The organism is Coleofasciculus sp. FACHB-542 (assembly GCF_014695825.1).
Lineage (GTDB): Bacteria > Cyanobacteriota > Cyanobacteriia > Cyanobacteriales > FACHB-T130 > FACHB-T130.
Genome location: NZ_JACJPB010000021.1, coordinates 47,995 through 64,992 on the forward strand (window position 1 = coordinate 47,995; position 16,998 = coordinate 64,992).

The 16,998-nt window shown below is 45.6% G+C and carries 16 protein-coding genes; 6 read left to right on the plus strand and 10 right to left on the minus strand.

Annotated features, from left to right (window positions below; translation table 11 throughout):
- Nucleotide 1: 1 nt before the first annotated feature.
- From H6F52_RS05730 to H6F52_RS05745, 4 genes are all read right to left on the minus strand, one after another.
- Complete coding sequence (locus H6F52_RS05730; RefSeq protein WP_199300424.1) at nucleotides 2–724, minus strand: PEP-CTERM sorting domain-containing protein; 723 nt, start codon at nucleotides 722–724, stop codon at nucleotides 2–4.
- 74 nt (nucleotides 725–798) lie between these two features.
- On the minus strand, nucleotides 799–2,088 hold the full coding sequence (locus H6F52_RS05735; RefSeq protein ID WP_199300426.1) for a choice-of-anchor tandem repeat NxxGxxAF-containing protein: 1,290 nt from the start codon (nucleotides 2,086–2,088) through the stop codon (nucleotides 799–801).
- A 135-nt stretch (nucleotides 2,089–2,223) separates the two neighbouring features.
- Nucleotides 2,224–2,838, minus strand: coding sequence for a PEP-CTERM sorting domain-containing protein (locus H6F52_RS05740; RefSeq protein ID WP_190532690.1), 615 nt, complete (start codon nucleotides 2,836–2,838; stop codon nucleotides 2,224–2,226).
- A 145-nt stretch (nucleotides 2,839–2,983) separates the two neighbouring features.
- Nucleotides 2,984–3,634, minus strand: a complete 651-nt coding sequence (locus tag H6F52_RS05745; RefSeq protein WP_190436301.1) for a PEP-CTERM sorting domain-containing protein — start codon at nucleotides 3,632–3,634, stop codon at nucleotides 2,984–2,986.
- 688 nt (nucleotides 3,635–4,322) lie between these two features.
- On the opposite strand from H6F52_RS05745, the gene H6F52_RS05750 reads away from it, so the two are divergent.
- Both H6F52_RS05750 and galK read left to right on the plus strand, forming a co-directional pair.
- Entirely contained in the window at nucleotides 4,323–4,796 is a 474-nt protein-coding gene (locus H6F52_RS05750; RefSeq protein ID WP_190532694.1) for a tryptophan-rich sensory protein, read from the plus strand.
- A gap of 184 nt (nucleotides 4,797–4,980) precedes the next feature.
- Nucleotides 4,981–6,039 (plus strand): galactokinase, encoded by a 1,059-nt coding sequence (galK, locus tag H6F52_RS05755; RefSeq protein WP_190532855.1) that lies wholly within the window; start codon nucleotides 4,981–4,983, stop codon nucleotides 6,037–6,039.
- A 54-nt stretch (nucleotides 6,040–6,093) separates the two neighbouring features.
- Here the strand turns inward: galK and H6F52_RS05760 are convergent, their stop codons facing one another.
- The gene (locus tag H6F52_RS05760) at nucleotides 6,094–6,537 is read right to left on the minus strand and encodes a late competence development ComFB family protein (protein ID WP_190532696.1); all 444 of its coding nucleotides are present in this window, start codon (nucleotides 6,535–6,537) and stop codon (nucleotides 6,094–6,096) included.
- 130 nt (nucleotides 6,538–6,667) lie between these two features.
- Between H6F52_RS05760 and rpmI the strand changes: the two genes are divergently transcribed.
- From rpmI to H6F52_RS05780, 4 genes are all read left to right on the plus strand, one after another.
- Nucleotides 6,668–6,865 (plus strand): 50S ribosomal protein L35, encoded by a 198-nt coding sequence (gene rpmI, locus H6F52_RS05765; RefSeq protein ID WP_190413800.1) that lies wholly within the window; start codon nucleotides 6,668–6,670, stop codon nucleotides 6,863–6,865.
- Nucleotides 6,866–6,963: 98 nt separating this feature from the next.
- The gene (gene rplT, locus H6F52_RS05770) at nucleotides 6,964–7,320 is read left to right on the plus strand and encodes a 50S ribosomal protein L20 (protein WP_190413799.1); all 357 of its coding nucleotides are present in this window, start codon (nucleotides 6,964–6,966) and stop codon (nucleotides 7,318–7,320) included.
- A 98-nt stretch (nucleotides 7,321–7,418) separates the two neighbouring features.
- Nucleotides 7,419–8,192 carry a transporter substrate-binding domain-containing protein gene (locus tag H6F52_RS05775; RefSeq protein ID WP_190532858.1) on the plus strand — a complete coding sequence of 258 codons (774 nt, stop codon included), beginning with the start codon at nucleotides 7,419–7,421 and terminating at the stop codon, nucleotides 8,190–8,192.
- A gap of 97 nt (nucleotides 8,193–8,289) precedes the next feature.
- Nucleotides 8,290–8,817 (plus strand): tetratricopeptide repeat protein, encoded by a 528-nt coding sequence (locus tag H6F52_RS05780; protein ID WP_190413797.1) that lies wholly within the window; start codon nucleotides 8,290–8,292, stop codon nucleotides 8,815–8,817.
- Nucleotides 8,818–9,101: 284 nt separating this feature from the next.
- Here the strand turns inward: H6F52_RS05780 and H6F52_RS05785 are convergent, their stop codons facing one another.
- From H6F52_RS05785 to H6F52_RS05805, 5 genes are all read right to left on the minus strand, one after another.
- A complete protein-coding gene (locus H6F52_RS05785) occupies nucleotides 9,102–11,279 on the minus strand; it encodes a hypothetical protein (protein WP_190532698.1) in 2,178 nt (725 codons plus the stop codon).
- Between the two features lie 119 nt (nucleotides 11,280–11,398).
- Nucleotides 11,399–12,346, minus strand: a complete 948-nt coding sequence (locus tag H6F52_RS05790; RefSeq protein WP_190532701.1) for a glycosyltransferase — start codon at nucleotides 12,344–12,346, stop codon at nucleotides 11,399–11,401.
- A 77-nt stretch (nucleotides 12,347–12,423) separates the two neighbouring features.
- Nucleotides 12,424–13,521, minus strand: a complete 1,098-nt coding sequence (locus H6F52_RS05795) for a glycosyltransferase (RefSeq protein ID WP_190526894.1) — start codon at nucleotides 13,519–13,521, stop codon at nucleotides 12,424–12,426.
- Between the two features lie 105 nt (nucleotides 13,522–13,626).
- Nucleotides 13,627–14,919, minus strand: a complete 1,293-nt coding sequence (locus H6F52_RS26355; protein ID WP_190532704.1) for an O-antigen ligase — start codon at nucleotides 14,917–14,919, stop codon at nucleotides 13,627–13,629.
- A gap of 125 nt (nucleotides 14,920–15,044) precedes the next feature.
- Nucleotides 15,045–16,445, minus strand: coding sequence for an oligosaccharide flippase family protein (locus H6F52_RS05805; protein ID WP_190436313.1), 1,401 nt, complete (start codon nucleotides 16,443–16,445; stop codon nucleotides 15,045–15,047).
- Nucleotides 16,446–16,998: the final 553 nt, after the last annotated feature.

The window sequence follows — 16,998 nt, forward strand, 5'->3', positions numbered from 1 at the left end:
TTTACTTTTTTTGTTTGCGCTTAAGTCGTGAAGTTGCACCGAAAGCACCGAATGCCAGTAAACCCAATACAGAAGCTGGTTCGGGAACCGAAGCGGTTCGATCGGCGGTTAGATAACTAAGGTTGTCAAATCCCCATGAACCTAATTCGTTAGTGAAATCTACAACTGCCCGTTTTACAGGGGTGCCGCTGTAAGTAAAAGTAGTGCCGGAAACACTAATTCTGAGTGGGGAAGGAAAGTCGTCTACGAATGTTTTATCCAGAATCACCTCTGTGATGCTAAGAGAAGTGAAGTCTTCGTCAAAAAGTTGGACGGTTAATTTGGGTAGAGGCTGAAAGCGAAAATCCCCTAGCTTCGCCACGTCGAACATAATATTAGAAGTAGACATGGCAAAGTCAAGTGTTAAAATTCCCGGCGCACCGATCTCTAAGACGGGGGGTGATAAATCAAGGAAATAAAATGCTTCTTCAACGCCGAACAAACCTCCGAGATTCAATTTTCTTTCAACATTGTAGGTGGCAGCAGTTGAGTTTTCTCCATTTACTTTAAAGTCGAATGTAACGCCCTTAAAACTCAAATCATCCGCTGGTTGAGTCGGCAGCTCATCAAAAGTTAATGTAGTCAATGTAGCAGCCTGCACGCTTTTAGGTACCATCAGTGCAGATAAGGAAAAGCAGGCTGTGCTGAAGACGAAGGCTGAAAGTGTTTTTCGGAAGGTAGCCATACAAGCCATTTCTCAAAAATTGTAGAAGTTGCAAGTGGGAATGGGTAAAAGTGGAATGCGATCTCTATCTATAATTAGTCGTCGATCTGCTGTTTCTGTTGACGCTGCATCACTGAACCAGCACCCAAAGCACCTAATGCGAGTAAACCCAAGCCTGAAGTGGGTTCGGGAACATCCTTTGGCGGTTCGCCAGACACTCCCGGATCGGCGCGGAAAATGCCCGTAGTGCCATCCGCAAGACTGGCAAGAAATGCCACCTGACCAGCATTATTTAATCCTTCCCGCGAAAAACTAAGGGACGTTACGGTGGAACCAAACAGGGTATCACCAGTACTAATTACCTTATCTTTTAGCGGATCGGCTCCAGTGAAGATCCCTGTCCCGCCTGCATCCAGTTTAGTAAAAAAGGCAATGGTTCCCACATCATTAATTGAGGGAACGCCAAGAAAGCCGTTAAAGGAGCCGCTCGTGTCTGCAATTAAGGTTGTTATTTTGCTGTTGCTAGCGAACAAAGCTTCATTTTTTCCTCCCACATATTGCACTAGCGGAGTATACCAACCATTGCTTGGATAAATAGCCGGAGGAGCATAAAATGCAACGGTTCCTACATTATTGAGGGCAGGGGAACCAAAGGCAGAATCCTCAGGATAATTATTTCCAATGCTGGCAATGATGGTTGTTGGGGTGCCGTTGCTCGTGATAATTTCCGTGCTAGGACCCCCGCTTTGAACTCTATAGGCTACAGTTCCTTCATCATTGATAAATGGAGAATTGACGCTGCCATAAAAGGTAGTATTGATAACTTTTCCCTCGCTGGTGACAATACCCTTGCCTCGGTAAAGGCTCTCTATGAAAGCTACAACTCCGGCATTATTAATCGAGGGCGAATAAAAATCACTAAAGTAGTCCTTCGCGACAATAACGTCATCATCAATCCAGGGTGACTCAACACCATTCGAGTCGGATTGAGGGAAAGCAAGGGCGACAGGAGTGGGCGTTGTTGTTCCGTTCCCCTTGAAAATACCTGTGGCTACCTGAGCTAGGACAGCGCTGAAGGCGACGGTTCCTCCATCATTAATGGAGAGAGGAGTACGAAAGCTACTAAAGAAATTATTGGTGTTGGCAATCGTGGTAATTGTGGAGCCATTGGCCGTGAAAATACCTATGCTCCCTGTATCTAGTCCAGCCAAAAAGGCGGCGGTTCCAGCATTATTTAAGGCGGGAGATGACAGAAAGGAACTGAAGCGATCGCTTGTATCCGCAATTTTCGTAAAGGTGAAGCTGGCAGCTTGCACTTCTCCCGCTGCCAAAAAGCTGAGGCATAAGCCCATCAATGCTGTGGGAATGCTTAAGTGTAATTTCATAGCTATTTCTCTTTTGAAATGGAGTGACTAGCGACAAGAGGAGTTACTTGTTTTGCAATTACCAAAAATTTGCCAGAATGTGCAGACTGTAGTAAAACAGTTTATTCTGGCAAATATTGCTAATTGGGAGCTAGTTTAGGCGTGTGACGAGGCCGATAATTTTCTTTTGCGGATTAGCATAGAAGCGCCGATGACACCTAGCGCGATCGCGGCGGTTGGTTCTGGTACGGATTCCGGGACATTCACGGGTTTATGGGAAACAAATCCACTTCCATTAACGCCCGAAACGCTAAAAATCGTAAATCCTTGACATTCTTTAACTAAACACTGAGCAACAGGTTCTCTTGGCCCATTATCACCAGTTGCTACACTTAGCTGAAAGTCAAAATTCGTATCATTAACATCTAGTCTCAAAACCTCTCTGAAAGCAAAAACTCCATTTACCGGAATCAAAGATGTTAAAAATGAGTCTGATGGCTTGCCACTAAAGATATTATTGCCATTCACGCTCAAGGAGAAAAAATCAAAAGGATTTTTGACATCTAGATAATTTCCTATGCGTACATCGCTGACTAATAAGTCTAGAATTTCATCGGCGACGGTGTAGGTGCCTTCGACTGAGTCTCCGTCAAGATTCCCTTGAAAGTTAAATGTTATGGCGTTCGCAGGAGCCAAATTAACTGTTCCCAAAGCCAAAAATGCTGCACTAACAGCTATTGACAATTTCTTCCACATTGTTGAAGTAGACATAAAACGAGCCTCAGTAAAGTTGAATGTTGATAAACTCGGTGCTTTTAACTGCCTATGCAATCGTCATGAATCTGCCAAATTCTTAGGGATTGCCAGCTGTAGCAAAGCAGTTAATTCTGGCAAATATTGCTAATTGAAATCTAGTTTAGGCGTGTAGCGAGGACGATAATTTTCTTTTGCGGATTAGCATAGAAGCGCCGATGATACCTAGCGCGATCGCTGCCGTTGGTTCTGGTACGGATTCGACATCATTCACAGGTTTATGCGGAACAAAGCCACCTCCGATAACGCCTGGTGGAGAGTTGATTCCACCTCCAAGGGCAAAACCCAGAAATCCTTGACATTCTTTAACTAAACACTGGTCAACCGGTTCTATCAGTCCTTCATCAGCGGTTGCGACATCTAGCTTAAAGGCGAAAAATAGGCCCCGATCATCTATAACGTCTAGTCTCAAAACCTCCCTGAAAGCAAAGACTCCATTTACCGGAATTAAAGATGTTAAAGATGAGTATGATGGCTTGCCACTAAAGATGTTATTGCCATTCACGGTAAAGGAAAAAAAATCCAAAGGATTCTCTACCTGTAGGAAAGGAGCTTGTATCCGTACATCGCTAACTAAGGTTTTGAGGATATCATCGGCGACGGTATAGCTGCCTTCAACTGAGCCTGCGTCTTCAGCATCCCCTTGAAATTTAAATGTTATGGCGTTCGCAGGAGCCGAATGAAATGTTCCTACAATCAATGTTGCACCGGCAACAGCCATTGATAACTTATTCCAAGTAGTTGAAATAGACATAAAATAACCCTCCCTCCGTAAAGCTTAATTTTGATATTGGAAATGATCCAAAGTGCGATCGCCACAATTGTCTTACCAAGGGCAACTGTGTATCTTTGGCGCTCAACAGAAGCGATAAATATTTGCGGAAATTACTTAGGCTGGTAATCTGGCGATCGCCAGGTTTTTTAGAGTGTTTTCGCTTGTCATGAAAGTTTCACATATTTTTTAAGAAAAATGCTAGTACTTATACTGAATCTTTATCAAAACAATAAACTTTGAAGAGCCAAGAAAACGAAAAAACCCTTAAAGACCCGATGATTCGGTCGGTCTGGCTTTAAGTAGTTCTACTGAGACTTTATGAAGTTTTGGTTTAGATAAAACAAGCCAGACTTAAGGAAGATGCATAATCAATACTTTATTTAAACTCCCTTCATTTATGAGATTCATCTACCACCACAGAAATAGTAGAAAAAACTGTAAGTTCTATATCTAGAATGGATTGAAATTTTGAATCTATCTTTTGATAGATAAAGGGTGCTGTGAAGCTAATAACAGTCAAAATTACCCACACTCTCACACCAAAGACTGATTAAAGTCATTCTTGAAATTGACACGATCGATTTGTACAGGTTGCTTCAGCTCAATCGGGAGCGCAAGTATAGCGATAAACCATTTGGCACGCTAGGCGATCGCAGAGGGTAAAAAAATGATTAATTCAATGATGATTATTGGGGGCGTGACCTTATTCGTTGCGCTAGGAAGTCTCTTGTTTAGACCGCGCGATACTCAATGGGTCAAAAACTTGACCCGACCTAGTTGGCTTGTCTTTGAGCCTCTGATTCCGTTTATCTGGACGATTGTTTTTGCAGGCGGAGCTTTATCAGCAACCATAATTTGGGGACAAGATCCAGGTAGCCTCAAAACTTGGTTGTTGATGGCACTTTACCTACTCTTGGAAATTGTCACAGTCGCTTACATTCCTACCACGCTCAGACTCCGCAGCCTTACAGTCGGTACGCTATTAGGGGGATCGGGCGTTATTTTAGGGGTTCTTTTAGCATTGTTTGTATTACCGATTTCTGGATTATCGGCTCTTTTATTACTCCCCTATGTGCTTTGGAGTCCAGTTGGAACCTATACGACTTGGGAGATGATTCAACTGAATCCTGAGTCTATATAGTTAGGAAAGGCTTCTCAGCCGGTTTGAAATCTATTTGTAAAGACCCGAAACTTTGCCTCTCGACAGTCAGCGAAGACAGACTTCGTTTGATAAAAGCTCTCGCAATTTCTGCCCTCCTTCTTCTGAAGGGGGGCAGAAGTTGCGATTATAAACATCGCTAGGTACTTTCTCTCAACAAACCATGATGAATTTTCAACAAGTATTCGGTACAGAACCAGAAGTCGAAGCCAGCGCACCAGGACGAGTAAATCTACTAGGCGAACACACGGACTATAACGATGGATTTGTCCTCCCAACAGCTATCCCCCAAAAAACGACGGTACAATTGGGATTTAGCAAAGATGAACAGCACCACTTTTACTCTGCGGAACTTGACGAAAAAGTAGACGTTTTAGAAAGCACTCATACGCCGTCTAGTTTCGCAAGTTATGTATTTGGGTGTATCCGACTTTTAGAGCAGGAAGGTAACACTATCCCGCCGGTTAACGTGTATGTTACATCCTCCGTTCCTATTGGTTCGGGTTTGTCTAGCAGTGCGGCGTTGGAAGTGGCGACTCTCAGAGGATTGAGATCGCTTCTTTCACTTACTCTCGATGATGTGCAAATCGCCCAACTCGCACAACAGGCAGAAATTCACTATGCTGGCGTGCAATGCGGAATTATGGATCAGATGGCGTCGAGTCTTGCTGACACTGATTCGATGCTGTTTCTGGACACGCGCACGCTGGAACGTCAAGTTCTTCCTTTCCCAAAGGGAGCAGAAGTTGTGGTAATCGATAGTGGCGTACCTCGTACCCTGGCGGCAAGTGGCTACAACCAACGACGCGCTGATTGTGAGGAAGCAGCACGGTTGTTGGGAGTGAAGGCGCTCAGAGATATCACCGAGCCGCAAGCTGTAGAGTCTTTACCCGAACCGCTGCGGCGTCGCGCTCTTCATGTGGTTACAGAGGATAACCGGGTGCTGGAGGCGATACAGGGCGTCTCTCCGGAGCGCTTTGGTGAGTTGATGAATGCTTCTCATGCCAGTTTGCGGGACGCTTACGAAGTTTCCGTACCGGCGTTGGATACGCTGGTGAGAATGTTGCAAGAAACCCGTGGCGTATTCGGCGCACGATTGACGGGTGCTGGGTTTGGGGGCGCTTGCGTTGCTTTGGTAGAGGTTGGGAAGGCGGAAGCGATCGCCCAAAATGTACTTCAACGCTACAACGGATCGGGTTACACCGGACGGATTCTGGTTCAGTAAGGCGAAGCTAGCGGTATACACTTTATAAACTCAGGGAAAGGGCGAGCAGCCGAATCATCCTGGCATCGGCGATCGCGCGATCGCTTCTTTAACTTTCTGGGTAATTAACTCTCGAAGTTCCTCCTTGCCACGCTGACGCTGAAAGCTAGCGCCTTCCTCAGTGGTGGCATAGAGGGGTGGCAGTCGATTGAGCGCATAAGCAGCAATCTCTCCCAGATCCAGAAGGCAAGGGTTGGATACTTCCATTTTTAGCACCTGCACGCTCGCTTCTATTAGCACCAATGCTTCCATCACATTGATAAACTGTTTTCCGGGAATCGCGATCGCTTCATCGGTTAAAAGTTGCCCGAATAAGCGATCTAAAGCGATGTAGTCGTCAACAGAAATTTCCGAAATTTCGCAGATGCTGCCAATCTCTTGTGCTAGAGATGGCGTCATATATCCGTCCTGCAAAGCTTGTTCAACAATTGTTCCTATCGTGAGCTTTTCCAAACTCATCGCATCTCTCCCTGACGATCGCATTTCAAACGGCAATCCTATGATTCTGCCTTAGATTTGAAATTTATAACTTGTCTAATTAGCCTAAATAGTGCTAACTTTATAGATTGTGTCGAATTAAAGACCATCCATGCCTAAACTGAAAACCCGTAAAGCAGCGGCAAAGCGTTTTAGAGCCACCGGCAGCGGCAAAATCGTCCACCGCAAAGCCTTCAAAAGTCACTTGCTACAGCACAAGAGTTCTGACCGGAAACGGCGGATTTCTAAAATGGCTCTGGTGCATGAACGCGATGAAGAAAATGTACGCTTGATGCTGCCCTATTTGTAAGGAAGCAATTTGCTTTCTATGATGAGTCTCTAGTCAATTGCTAATGACTAATGACGAATGACTGCTGACCACCGATCAATAACAACTAATAATTAGCCATGACACGGGTAAAACGCGGTAACGTTGCTCGCAAACGCCGCAAAAAAATTCTCAAACTAGCCAAAGGCTTCCGAGGTTCTCATTCAACTTTGTTCCGGACAGCCAATCAACAGGTCATGAAGGCGCTGCGTAACGCCTACCGCGATCGCAAGAAGCGCAAGCGCGATTTCCGCAGCCTCTGGATCACCCGTATCAACGCCGCAGCACGTCAGCACGGCATTAGCTATAGCCAGCTGATGGGCAAATTGAAAAAGGCAAATGTCCAGATTAATCGCAAGATGCTGGCGCAGATGGCTGTTCTCGATCCCGCTGGCTTTGACAAAGTGCTGCAACTCGCTACACAGGCTCAAGGGTAAAGGATGAAGGATGTAGGGCTTTGTCCTTCCCAGAGGGTGGGATGAATGAAGCTCGCCACTCGTTTGTTGCCAGCCTCGTTCCCAGGCGGTGCCTGGGAATGTTTTTTCTTTGGCTCTTTGCTAGTATAAAAACGCCAAATTTAGCGGTTGCTGCCGAGCTACAAGAGATTGTGGAGCGCGGCTACCTAATTGTTGCAGTGAAAGACAATGTCCGTCCCCTGGCTTTTCGGGATGGGGAAGGCAAACTGCAAGGGCTGGAAATTGACATTGCCCAGCGTTTGGCAGCAGAACTACTAGATAAACCCGATGCGGTAAAGTTGCAACCGGTGGCGAATCGAGAGCGGCTCTCGGTGGTGGTGGATGGAACGGTCGATCTGACGATCGCGAGGGTGACACAAAATGCTTCGCGCGATCGCTTGGTCAACTTCAGCATTCCTTACTACCTAGACGGCACCGCTTTAGTCACTCAGGACGCATCCTTACAAAGGCTTAACGATCTGCAACAGAGAAAAGTCGCCGTTCTGAAAGGATCGGATACGATTTCTACGGTGCGCTATCTTATCCCCCAAGTTCAGCTAATTGGCGTAGATTCCTACGAACAGGCGCGATCGCTCCTGGAATCGGGTAACGCCGATGCCTTCGCCGCCGATGCCAGCATTCTCAGCGGCTGGGTGCAGGAATACCCCCAGTACCGACTGCTGCCGGTACGCTTGTCAGGGGAGCCGCTAGCAGTAGTGATGCCCAAAGGCTTGCAGTACAATCAATTGCGGCAACGGGTAAATGATGCGATCGCGCGTTGGAAACGAGAAGGCTGGCTACAAGAACGGGTGAAGTATTGGGAACTCCCCCAGAGCGATACCAACCGATTTTAGAAAACTTCCGATAGGGCACCTGTGGCGATCCACCTCCGCCGCAATCACGTCCCATAATGAATAGAGAAAGCAAATTAATCTCTGTATTTGAAGGGCAATGGATAACTCTCTGGCAATTTTTTATCTCTCCTTGTTGCTGGTACTGCTTGCCGTTGCCGGTTGGGCAGTTGTGCGCCAGGTTTTCAAAACCCGCAAAGTTGAAAGTGTCCTCTCTCGGCTGCAAAATAAGGTGCAAAACGACAAATGCACAACCCAAGAGTTTTACGAACTCGGCAGCATCTATTTAGATAAAAAACTTTACACCCAGGCAATCTCGCTGCTTCAAAAAGCACTCAAAGCTGAGGATGCCGAAGAGGAAAACCTCGCGCCTATCTACAATGCCTTAGGCTTTGCTTACTTCTCCCAAGAGCAGTACGACGTAGCGATTCGCAACTACAAAGAAGCTTTGAAAATAGCTCCAAATTATGTCACGGCGCTCAATAATCTGGGTCATGTTTACGAGAAGAAGAAGTTAACTGCTCAGGCGTTGGAAAGCTATGAGGAAGCGCTGAAGCACGAGCCTGACAATGGCACCGCCAAGCGCCGCGCCGAATCCTTGCGGAAACGGTTGGTTCCCTCGACTTAAAACGCCTTGTCATCCCTGAGGCTCTGCCTCCCGCGGAACTCAAATAAAACGTAACGATTGTAGGGGCGCAAACCTTTGTGCCCCTACAGCTTTATCCGTAGCAAGGTCATATTTTGGAGGCTGTAGAACTGATGGGACGCTATACAAAGCAAAGTTAATTAAAAAAGCTGACGCCTGTAATGAGGCTCAGGCTCATCACAGGCGTTTCAAGTTGGAGGCTGGAAACGGGAAAAAGCAAACTTTCAGTGACGGAGTGCGATCGCCCGCGTGGAAGATGAAGCCGCCTATCCAGAGGAACCATCTGGTTTTCCGTAGTAGATGCCCCTACCATTGGTACCGATAAACACCAGCCCAAACTGCTGCCAACTCGCCTCCATCACATTTGGCTCACCACCGATAGGATTCTCTTGAGAGCCAATGCTCGTCCAAGTTTGGCCTCTATCAAGAGAACGAAAAATTCCCTCGCCCATACCAGCAACTTTTCCATAGAGATAAAGTGCCGGAGTCGTGCTGCCATCCGGTGGTTTCCCGAAGGCAAACAAATGCGCCCTCTCTACTGAAGGCAGCTTAGTCAGCGTCTTGCCACCGTCTGTTGAACGGTACAAACCATTCCAATCCAGACTAAGCCACACCTCATCTTTCACACCCGGAACTGTTTTCAGCCTGCACCACAAATCTGCCCAATACTCGCTTTTAATCGATGAGTTAACAACCTGAAACGATGCGCCCCTATCAGTACTGCGATAAACTTTGCCTTCGCTGTAATAGTAAAACGTGTTGCCATCTACTTTATCTGCGGCCAACGGCTCACCCCAATACCAGGGGCCTTTAGCCCCATTAGGTAGCCCCGACACTTTACTCCATGACGCGCCGCCATCAGTTGTCTGTATCGGCTGAGCCTCGCTGAGAGTCACGACAAAATTGTTTGGGTTATTTGCCGATATAGCTACGCGCAACGGCATTGCCTTTGAGGGAAATGACCCAAACTTCTTCCAAGTCAATCCGCCGTCTGTCGAAGTTGTTCCGCCATTGTGGATTGGTTCCCACTCCACACCACCAACCCGCACCACCCGCGACGGGTCGCTTTCAGAGTAGGTAATACCGTAAGTATGCTGAGGCCAAGGTCCGATACCGCCCATCCTTTTCGATGGATAAGAATTAAGCCCATTGTTGTGATTGAAACCGTCTACATCGGCTACACCACTCAATAACACAGCACCTTTTGGAGGTGCAGCTAAGGCGAAAGCGACTATCTCTTCTTGTCCTTGCTGATAGTTAGCCCAAGTCACCGGATTGGCGTTGATATTTTCTGTTTGCCAAATTCCAGAACCATTCGTCAACCAAACTTTTCCCGGTACTTTCGGGTCAAATTCAATTGCTGAAACCCACGATTCAAACATGGCATCATGCCACCAAGAAACCGTGTGGTTTATATTTGCCTTTTTTTCTGTCCAAGTCGCTCCCCCATCTAAGGAACTATAGAGGATTTTGCTAGTTATTTGACCTAAAGATACTACTAAATGATTGGGATTCGTTGGGTTAACACCCAAGGCATTGAAAAACGCTGGCTTGCCATCTGGAGTGATGTTACTCCAGGTTCCACCAGCATATTTGCTAACTCCTGATTTGTGCGTAACGTAGAGAATACCGTTGCTGGAAACAGCCATTCGCTGTGCCTGTGTCGGGCTTCCCTGGATTTTGCTCCAAGTATTACCCGTGTCAGTAGATTTATAGATTCCATCTCCATAGACATTTGCGTAGACTAAACCGGGCGATCGCTTGTCAAACGCAATGCCTAAAATTCCAATTCCTTTTGTCAGATTCGGGGAAAAAGAAGTAACTCTAGCCCATGTCGCCCCCGCGTCAGACGACTTCCACAACCCATCGTGCCGCGAACCAAAAAAGATTACTATAGAGTTAGACGGATCGACAGCTAACCTTTCTCCTGCCCACCGCTCTTCGGAGTTGCTGTCCATCCCTAAGTCTATCTTCAACTTAGTCCAAGTTTTTCCTCGATCGCTAGACTTGAAAATTGACCCCTTCGGCTCCCACTGGGAGTATTTGCCTGCCGCCATGTAGACAATATTCGCATCATTTGGATCGACGGCTAGTGCTTCTCCCCCGTAATAAGTTTTTTGGGCAAGTGGAAAGCTGTCATTTAAAGGAATCCAACTTTTATCTGCTGCATTCCAGCGATAAAAACCACCAACGTCAGTTCTGATATAAACAAGATCCTTTTCTAAAGGATGGGGGTAGACACCTGTAACAAACCCACCTCCACCTATAGAAACGTTAGCCCAGCGATATCCATTTCCCCCGATCGAGTAGATGGGTGCTGCGGCTACAGATGCTATGCCAAGGCTTTTGTATGTTTGCGGTTGTTGGTTGCTAGTGGCACACGCAGCAATAATTCCCACCAAAATAGGCAAACCAGTCAAAGCGATAAATTTTGGTATTTTCATAATTTATAACCAAAGATAAACACAGATGAACCCCAATAAATTATTTGTGTAAGTCTCTGTTCATTCCCGATTTCATTCCTAGTAAATTGATGGTGTACGAGAAGTTATATTGCTTAAGTTTAATATTTAGGATTTTTTACAAAATTATAGAAAGCTCTAATATAGATTTTTAGTTTATCTATCGGTTTTACGGTAGCAAGATGATTTTTAACAAGTTTTTTAAACTCCGCATCCATTTCTCCATTCCGGAGATACACACCCATTCCTGTCGCCATCATGTGGTTAGAAAACTCATAAAATGATGGGAATTTGACTCCTATCCAATAGCCTAAAAGGATATTGATCTTGGCGGTTCGCTTCTGATAGTCTTTTGATTTCCCCTTAGTCTCTTTTCCGATAGCATTGGCGTTCTTCCCATGTACCCGATAAAGACTTAATTCCTTATCCAAAACGATACCTTTACTTAGCCCTAATGAGCTAAAAATTAAAAAAGCATCATTGAGTAAAGTGCTTCCTGCTTTATCCGGCATTGGCAGAATTTGTTGTAAGAGGGACCGTTTCAAGCAGAGACCAGAGGTAGAGGGGTAGGGAAAGTTTTTATAGAATCTGCCACTTTTCGTTAACTGTGTCAAATCGTACTCGCGGAATAAATCGGGACTGGTTTTAAGTTTTTTATCATTTATTTCCACTAACTTTTCGTCCACAAATTTAAGAGGATGGAAACACCAACCTAAATCTGGGCGATCGCCTAATGCTTCTACTACTTTTTCTGCTTTTTCAGGTACAAAAGTGTCGTCAGCATCCAAAAAGCAAACAATATCTCCTTTACTCGCGGCAAAGCCTGCATTGAAAGCTGAAGCTTGTCCCCCATTTTCCTTTAGCACCGGGAGAATTTTATCGCCATAACTGGCAATAACTTCTCGTGAATTGTCAGTAGAACCATCGTCCACCACAATTACCTCGACGTGGGGATAGGTTTGGCTGAGGGCGCTATCAATTGCCTGTGATAGGAAACGAGCATAATTGTAGTTATTAATGGCGATACTAACTTTAGGATTGCTGTTCATACTTTTAGTGTTGTTATGAGCGTCTGGTTTGAGTAGTGACAGTTATAGCAGCAAGCTTGGGAAGAACACAGCAATGCCTATGAATCAATACCCAATACTTGCCGATACTGTGCTACAGACTTTTCCAGGGAGAACTCATCAGCTCTTAGCCGCAGTGCTTCCGAGTCAGAAGGCTTATCTAAGGTAGTCGCGATCGCTTCTGCTAAACCTTTGACATCTCCAACACTGACTAACTGACCGTACTTTCCGTTTGCTAAAATCTCTTCTGGCCCGCTAGGACAATCGGTAGAAACTACCCTGGTTCCCATAGCGATCGCCTCAATGAGTACAGTAGGCAATCCTTCATATAAAGAAGATAGGACGAATACTGCTGAAGATGCCATATAAGCATAGGGATTTGCCACAAACCCAGGTAAAGCCACATTCGATGCTATACCCAATTCCTGCACCAAAGCTTCAAGCTGCGATCGCTCCGTTCCCTCCCCTAAAATCATCAGCCGCGCCGGACGCTGTTGTTGCACTTGAGCAAAGGCGCGAATCAAAGAAGGAAAGTCTTTCTGCTTTTCCAGGCGTCCCACACCCAAAATCACCGGAGGCTGTCCCGCCTCAAACCAAGGATGTTCCACAAGTTCACTGGCTTTTTTGAACAGATCCGGGGTAACAACTGGGTTGTAAATAACTTTGATTTGCTCTTTTGCTAATCCTAGATGCACCAAATCATCAGCCGACCCTTGAGACACACTAACAACTGCATCAGCCATCGGGTAAAACCAGCGTACCAAGTAAGGTGCAATTCGCCTTTTCAGCTGCTTAGAGTTTTGCGCCTCCTGAGACAGGGTGTTATGTACGCTCACTACCACTCTTGTAGATACACCAGCCAGCCTTCGAGCCAACAAAGCCACTATATTCGTATCTTCCAAAGCCGAAAGCAAAGCTGTAGGTTTATTTTCTTTCAGATAGCGTACCAAGGCGGGGAGACTTGATAGCAGCCGCTTACCTTTCAAGTCCACAATTCTCACCTCTGGCGGTACTAGAGACAGATAAGGTCCTTCCACCTTAACTAAAACTAAGTCTACGCTTAAGCCTTGCTCGACAAAACCACGAGCCAAATTAACGAGGACTCTCTCAGCGCCACCGCCATATAGGGAAGTAAGAAAAATTGTTATGCTAGACATTTTTATTTGAGGTTGAAAATACTTCTATTCCCTAATTCCCGCTCTCTGGGGAGGAGTTAAGGGAAGGGTTACTTGAAAAAGTTGGTAAATTTATTGCTAACCTTACTACGTTGTTTCAACTAATCCTTCTTTTCTTTCCTCCGTCTCAAACGACCTAATATTCGACATTGGGAGGCGCTTCAATGATAAGGTTACTGATACATACAATATCCAAAACAGAGAGTGCGGTTCTACAATTGTACTTTCGGTATAGTTATACATTAGTAAAAACGTCACGTAGGTTATCGGCCATAAATCTTCGGGTTCTTTAGTGGAACGCACCCATTTTATGGCTCTAAAATAGGTGAAAATAATACTAATCCCAAAAAAGAATATCCCTACAAAGCCGAGATCAACCGTCAAGTTTAAAAAGCCATTGTGAGCGTGGTATACCTTATAGCGAAGTACACGCCAAACATATTCCGACTCCCCTCCATCCAGCCAAAATCCCTGATAACCATAGCCTAACCAAGGGCGATCCCAGATTTTTTCTATTACAGCATCCCAAATCTCTGTACGACCGCTGAGGGTAGGATCTTTGCCTAAGCTAAACAGCAAGTTATCCCAACTTGCCACGCCCCATGTAGCTAGACTTCCACCGATTAATATCAATGTAATGAAGAAGGGAATAGCTAAGTTGTCGCTCCACCGTAAAGCGCTGTAAAAAGGCAAGAGAATTATCAAAGTCAAGAAGATGATTAAAGCAGTTTTTGAAGTTGTAAGTACAATCACGCCAACGCAAATACCACAAACACCCCATACCAAGTAACGATATTTGCGAACGTTCAGAGCCACAAGTAAGGTAGACAATGCTGGTACCAGCATCAGGCGAGACAAGAGGTTTTTGTGTAACAAAGGCCCCCGCCAAGCTCCTGCATGAGTTCCACTTTCTATTCCACCTCCCCGAAAAACTAGGGTGTACATTACGGTAATTACTGCTCCTATACCCAGCGCCCACGCTATTATGCGTACTTGCTCTTTCAAGGTATAGCGCGAAGCAAAATACAGTCCAAACAAGGTTGTTTGTAACACATTGATGCCAGCTTTTCTAGAAATAGGCGGAAAATCAGACCAAAAAAATGAGATTACAATCGTTGCGACTAAACCCCATAAGAAAACGTCTCTCAAAGCTGGACGAACAACACTTTTGAACCGGGCAATAATCAAGAAAATTGTCCCGGCATAGACTCCCAACTGTAGCAGCGATATAATCTTGTCAAACACGGAAGGAACATAAACAGCGTAGCCAGCTGTTCCCTCCGACGCATTGTTTAAGCTGGCAAAGTTTAATAATCCTGAGAACACTAGCAGCGCCAGAACCGAGAATCTCTTTTCAGCGAAATTTAGGAGTGGATTCACTACTTTAGAGGGTGGTAAAAGTATCTAGAATTCAACTCAAGTCTAGGTCTTTTCAGTCGGGTGAGGGGGGAGAAAATGACTTTTGACAAGTTTCTAGGATGATGCAGTTTTTGTTAAAGGTGGCGTTAAGCTTCGGATGATTTTTCCTGCTTTACTCCTTTGATACTTTTAATATAATCTCTCAGCTTCTGCTGGGTACTGGGCAACAATGCCACGACTACTAAGCCCAAAACTACCCACCATCCTAACTGGTAGGCAAACAAAGCTATTCCAAAGGTCCCGCACCACAAGCCAGCCAATCGATAGTCAGGACTGCCAATGTCCCGCACTAGGTAGAAGTGGATGACAATATAACTCGCTAAAGTCGCCACCTCAGCCCAGCCGTATCCCACTAATCCCAAGCGGGGTAACAGCACGAATGCTGCTCCTACAAAAAGAGCCATATACACGATGTGAAAAACTGTAACTTCCCAGTTCCGCCGCAAAACGTAGAGGGTTGAGGAATGCATATTAAACATGGAGTTGGTCAGATTGCTCAAGGCGATATAAGGATAGATCGCCACTACGGGAAGCCAGCGATCGCCAAACACCAATGGAATAAGCACAGGCAAAGCCCAGCTGACTACTACGAGCAGGGGTCCTAAAGCTAATATCTGAAGGCCCATGCCCTCAGTGACAGCTCTCCGTAACCGCTCTCGATCTCCCTGCAAGCGCCCCAAGGTGGCAATGGAAATCCGCCAGGTTGCGGTTTTTACGAAACTGAGAATGTCGATGATCCGGATGGCTAAGGCTACATATCCCACTGCCTCGGCACCAGCGTATCTACCTACTAGCAGGGGGTTGATCAGAGTACGTAGTTGCCACACCCAGACTGAGGTGGAAAATCCGATGCTGTATCCCAGCATCTGCTTAACTAAAACCCAATTCCAAGCAAAGCGGGGACGATATCCGGCACTCCAGTAGAGTAGTGCTAGAGTTTGAACTTGCTGTAGCCACCATCCAGCCACCAGCGCCCAAACTCCGGCTCCCCGAAAAGCCATTGGAAAGGCTATCACGTAGTAAACTAACTGACCGAGAAGTTCAATTAAAGCTACCCGCTTGTAATCTAGATTGCGCTCTAGCCGAGCCATCGGGACTTGATTGAGGAGAACGACGGGAAGTCCCAGAAACAAGACTTGCGCTACCGGGCGAAACCCTTGGATATTCACCCAGCTTTCTATTAAGGGAAGCGCCAAAAAAGCTAAAAGCATTCCTGTAAACGCTTGCAGCAACAGCAGGGTGAAAGCTTGGTGATATACTCCGAGTTCCTCTTCCCCTTCCCGCCGCACCAGATAAACTTCAATGCCTAGCTGGCTGAGCATCTGAAGGTACAAAAATATACTGATGGTGGCAGCATAGAGACCGTATTTCTCCGGTCCTATGACTTTGGTAACTAGCATCACTCCTGCCAGACTGATGAATACTCCCAGTCCCTGACGCAGTACCAGGTAGACTCCTCCCCGCATGACTTGCGTTTTCAGGTTCATGCTTGTCCCTCAAAGTAGCAAATATTACGGAGAAATCCTTGATGTTCTACCAATGAAGACTTCCAGAAAAAGAGATTTATAGATAGCGATCGCAGCTTGGGAGTCTTTAGCGGCGCAAGATGCGGGAAAATCGGTAGAATGCTCATCAATTTTTTGAGCAGGTGGCTCAGCTCCAGCACATTTTTCTCCTTAGTTTGCCTTGGTTCATCGCTACTGCATCAGTAGACGGCCTTCTAAGGTCGTCAGCATATTTCATTGAATAAATAGTCAATTGCTACTAACGCTAGTAGAGATTGGCAAAAATATCTCAGCAACAGTTAAAGCGATCGTACTTGGGTGCCAATCTCTTTTTAAGCAAGCAAATTTAATTTACCACAGACAACAGTGTGGATTTGTGAGAATTCCCCCCCAAAGTTTAAAGCTTTTATAAAGACACTGAATATTTACACATTTGGCATTGAGCTATGGAAGGCTTGATAATTCTTCATTAGAACTTCAACTTTATGAAATAGATAACTTACATTATTCTCTGCAAAATGTCTGTAATCTTACC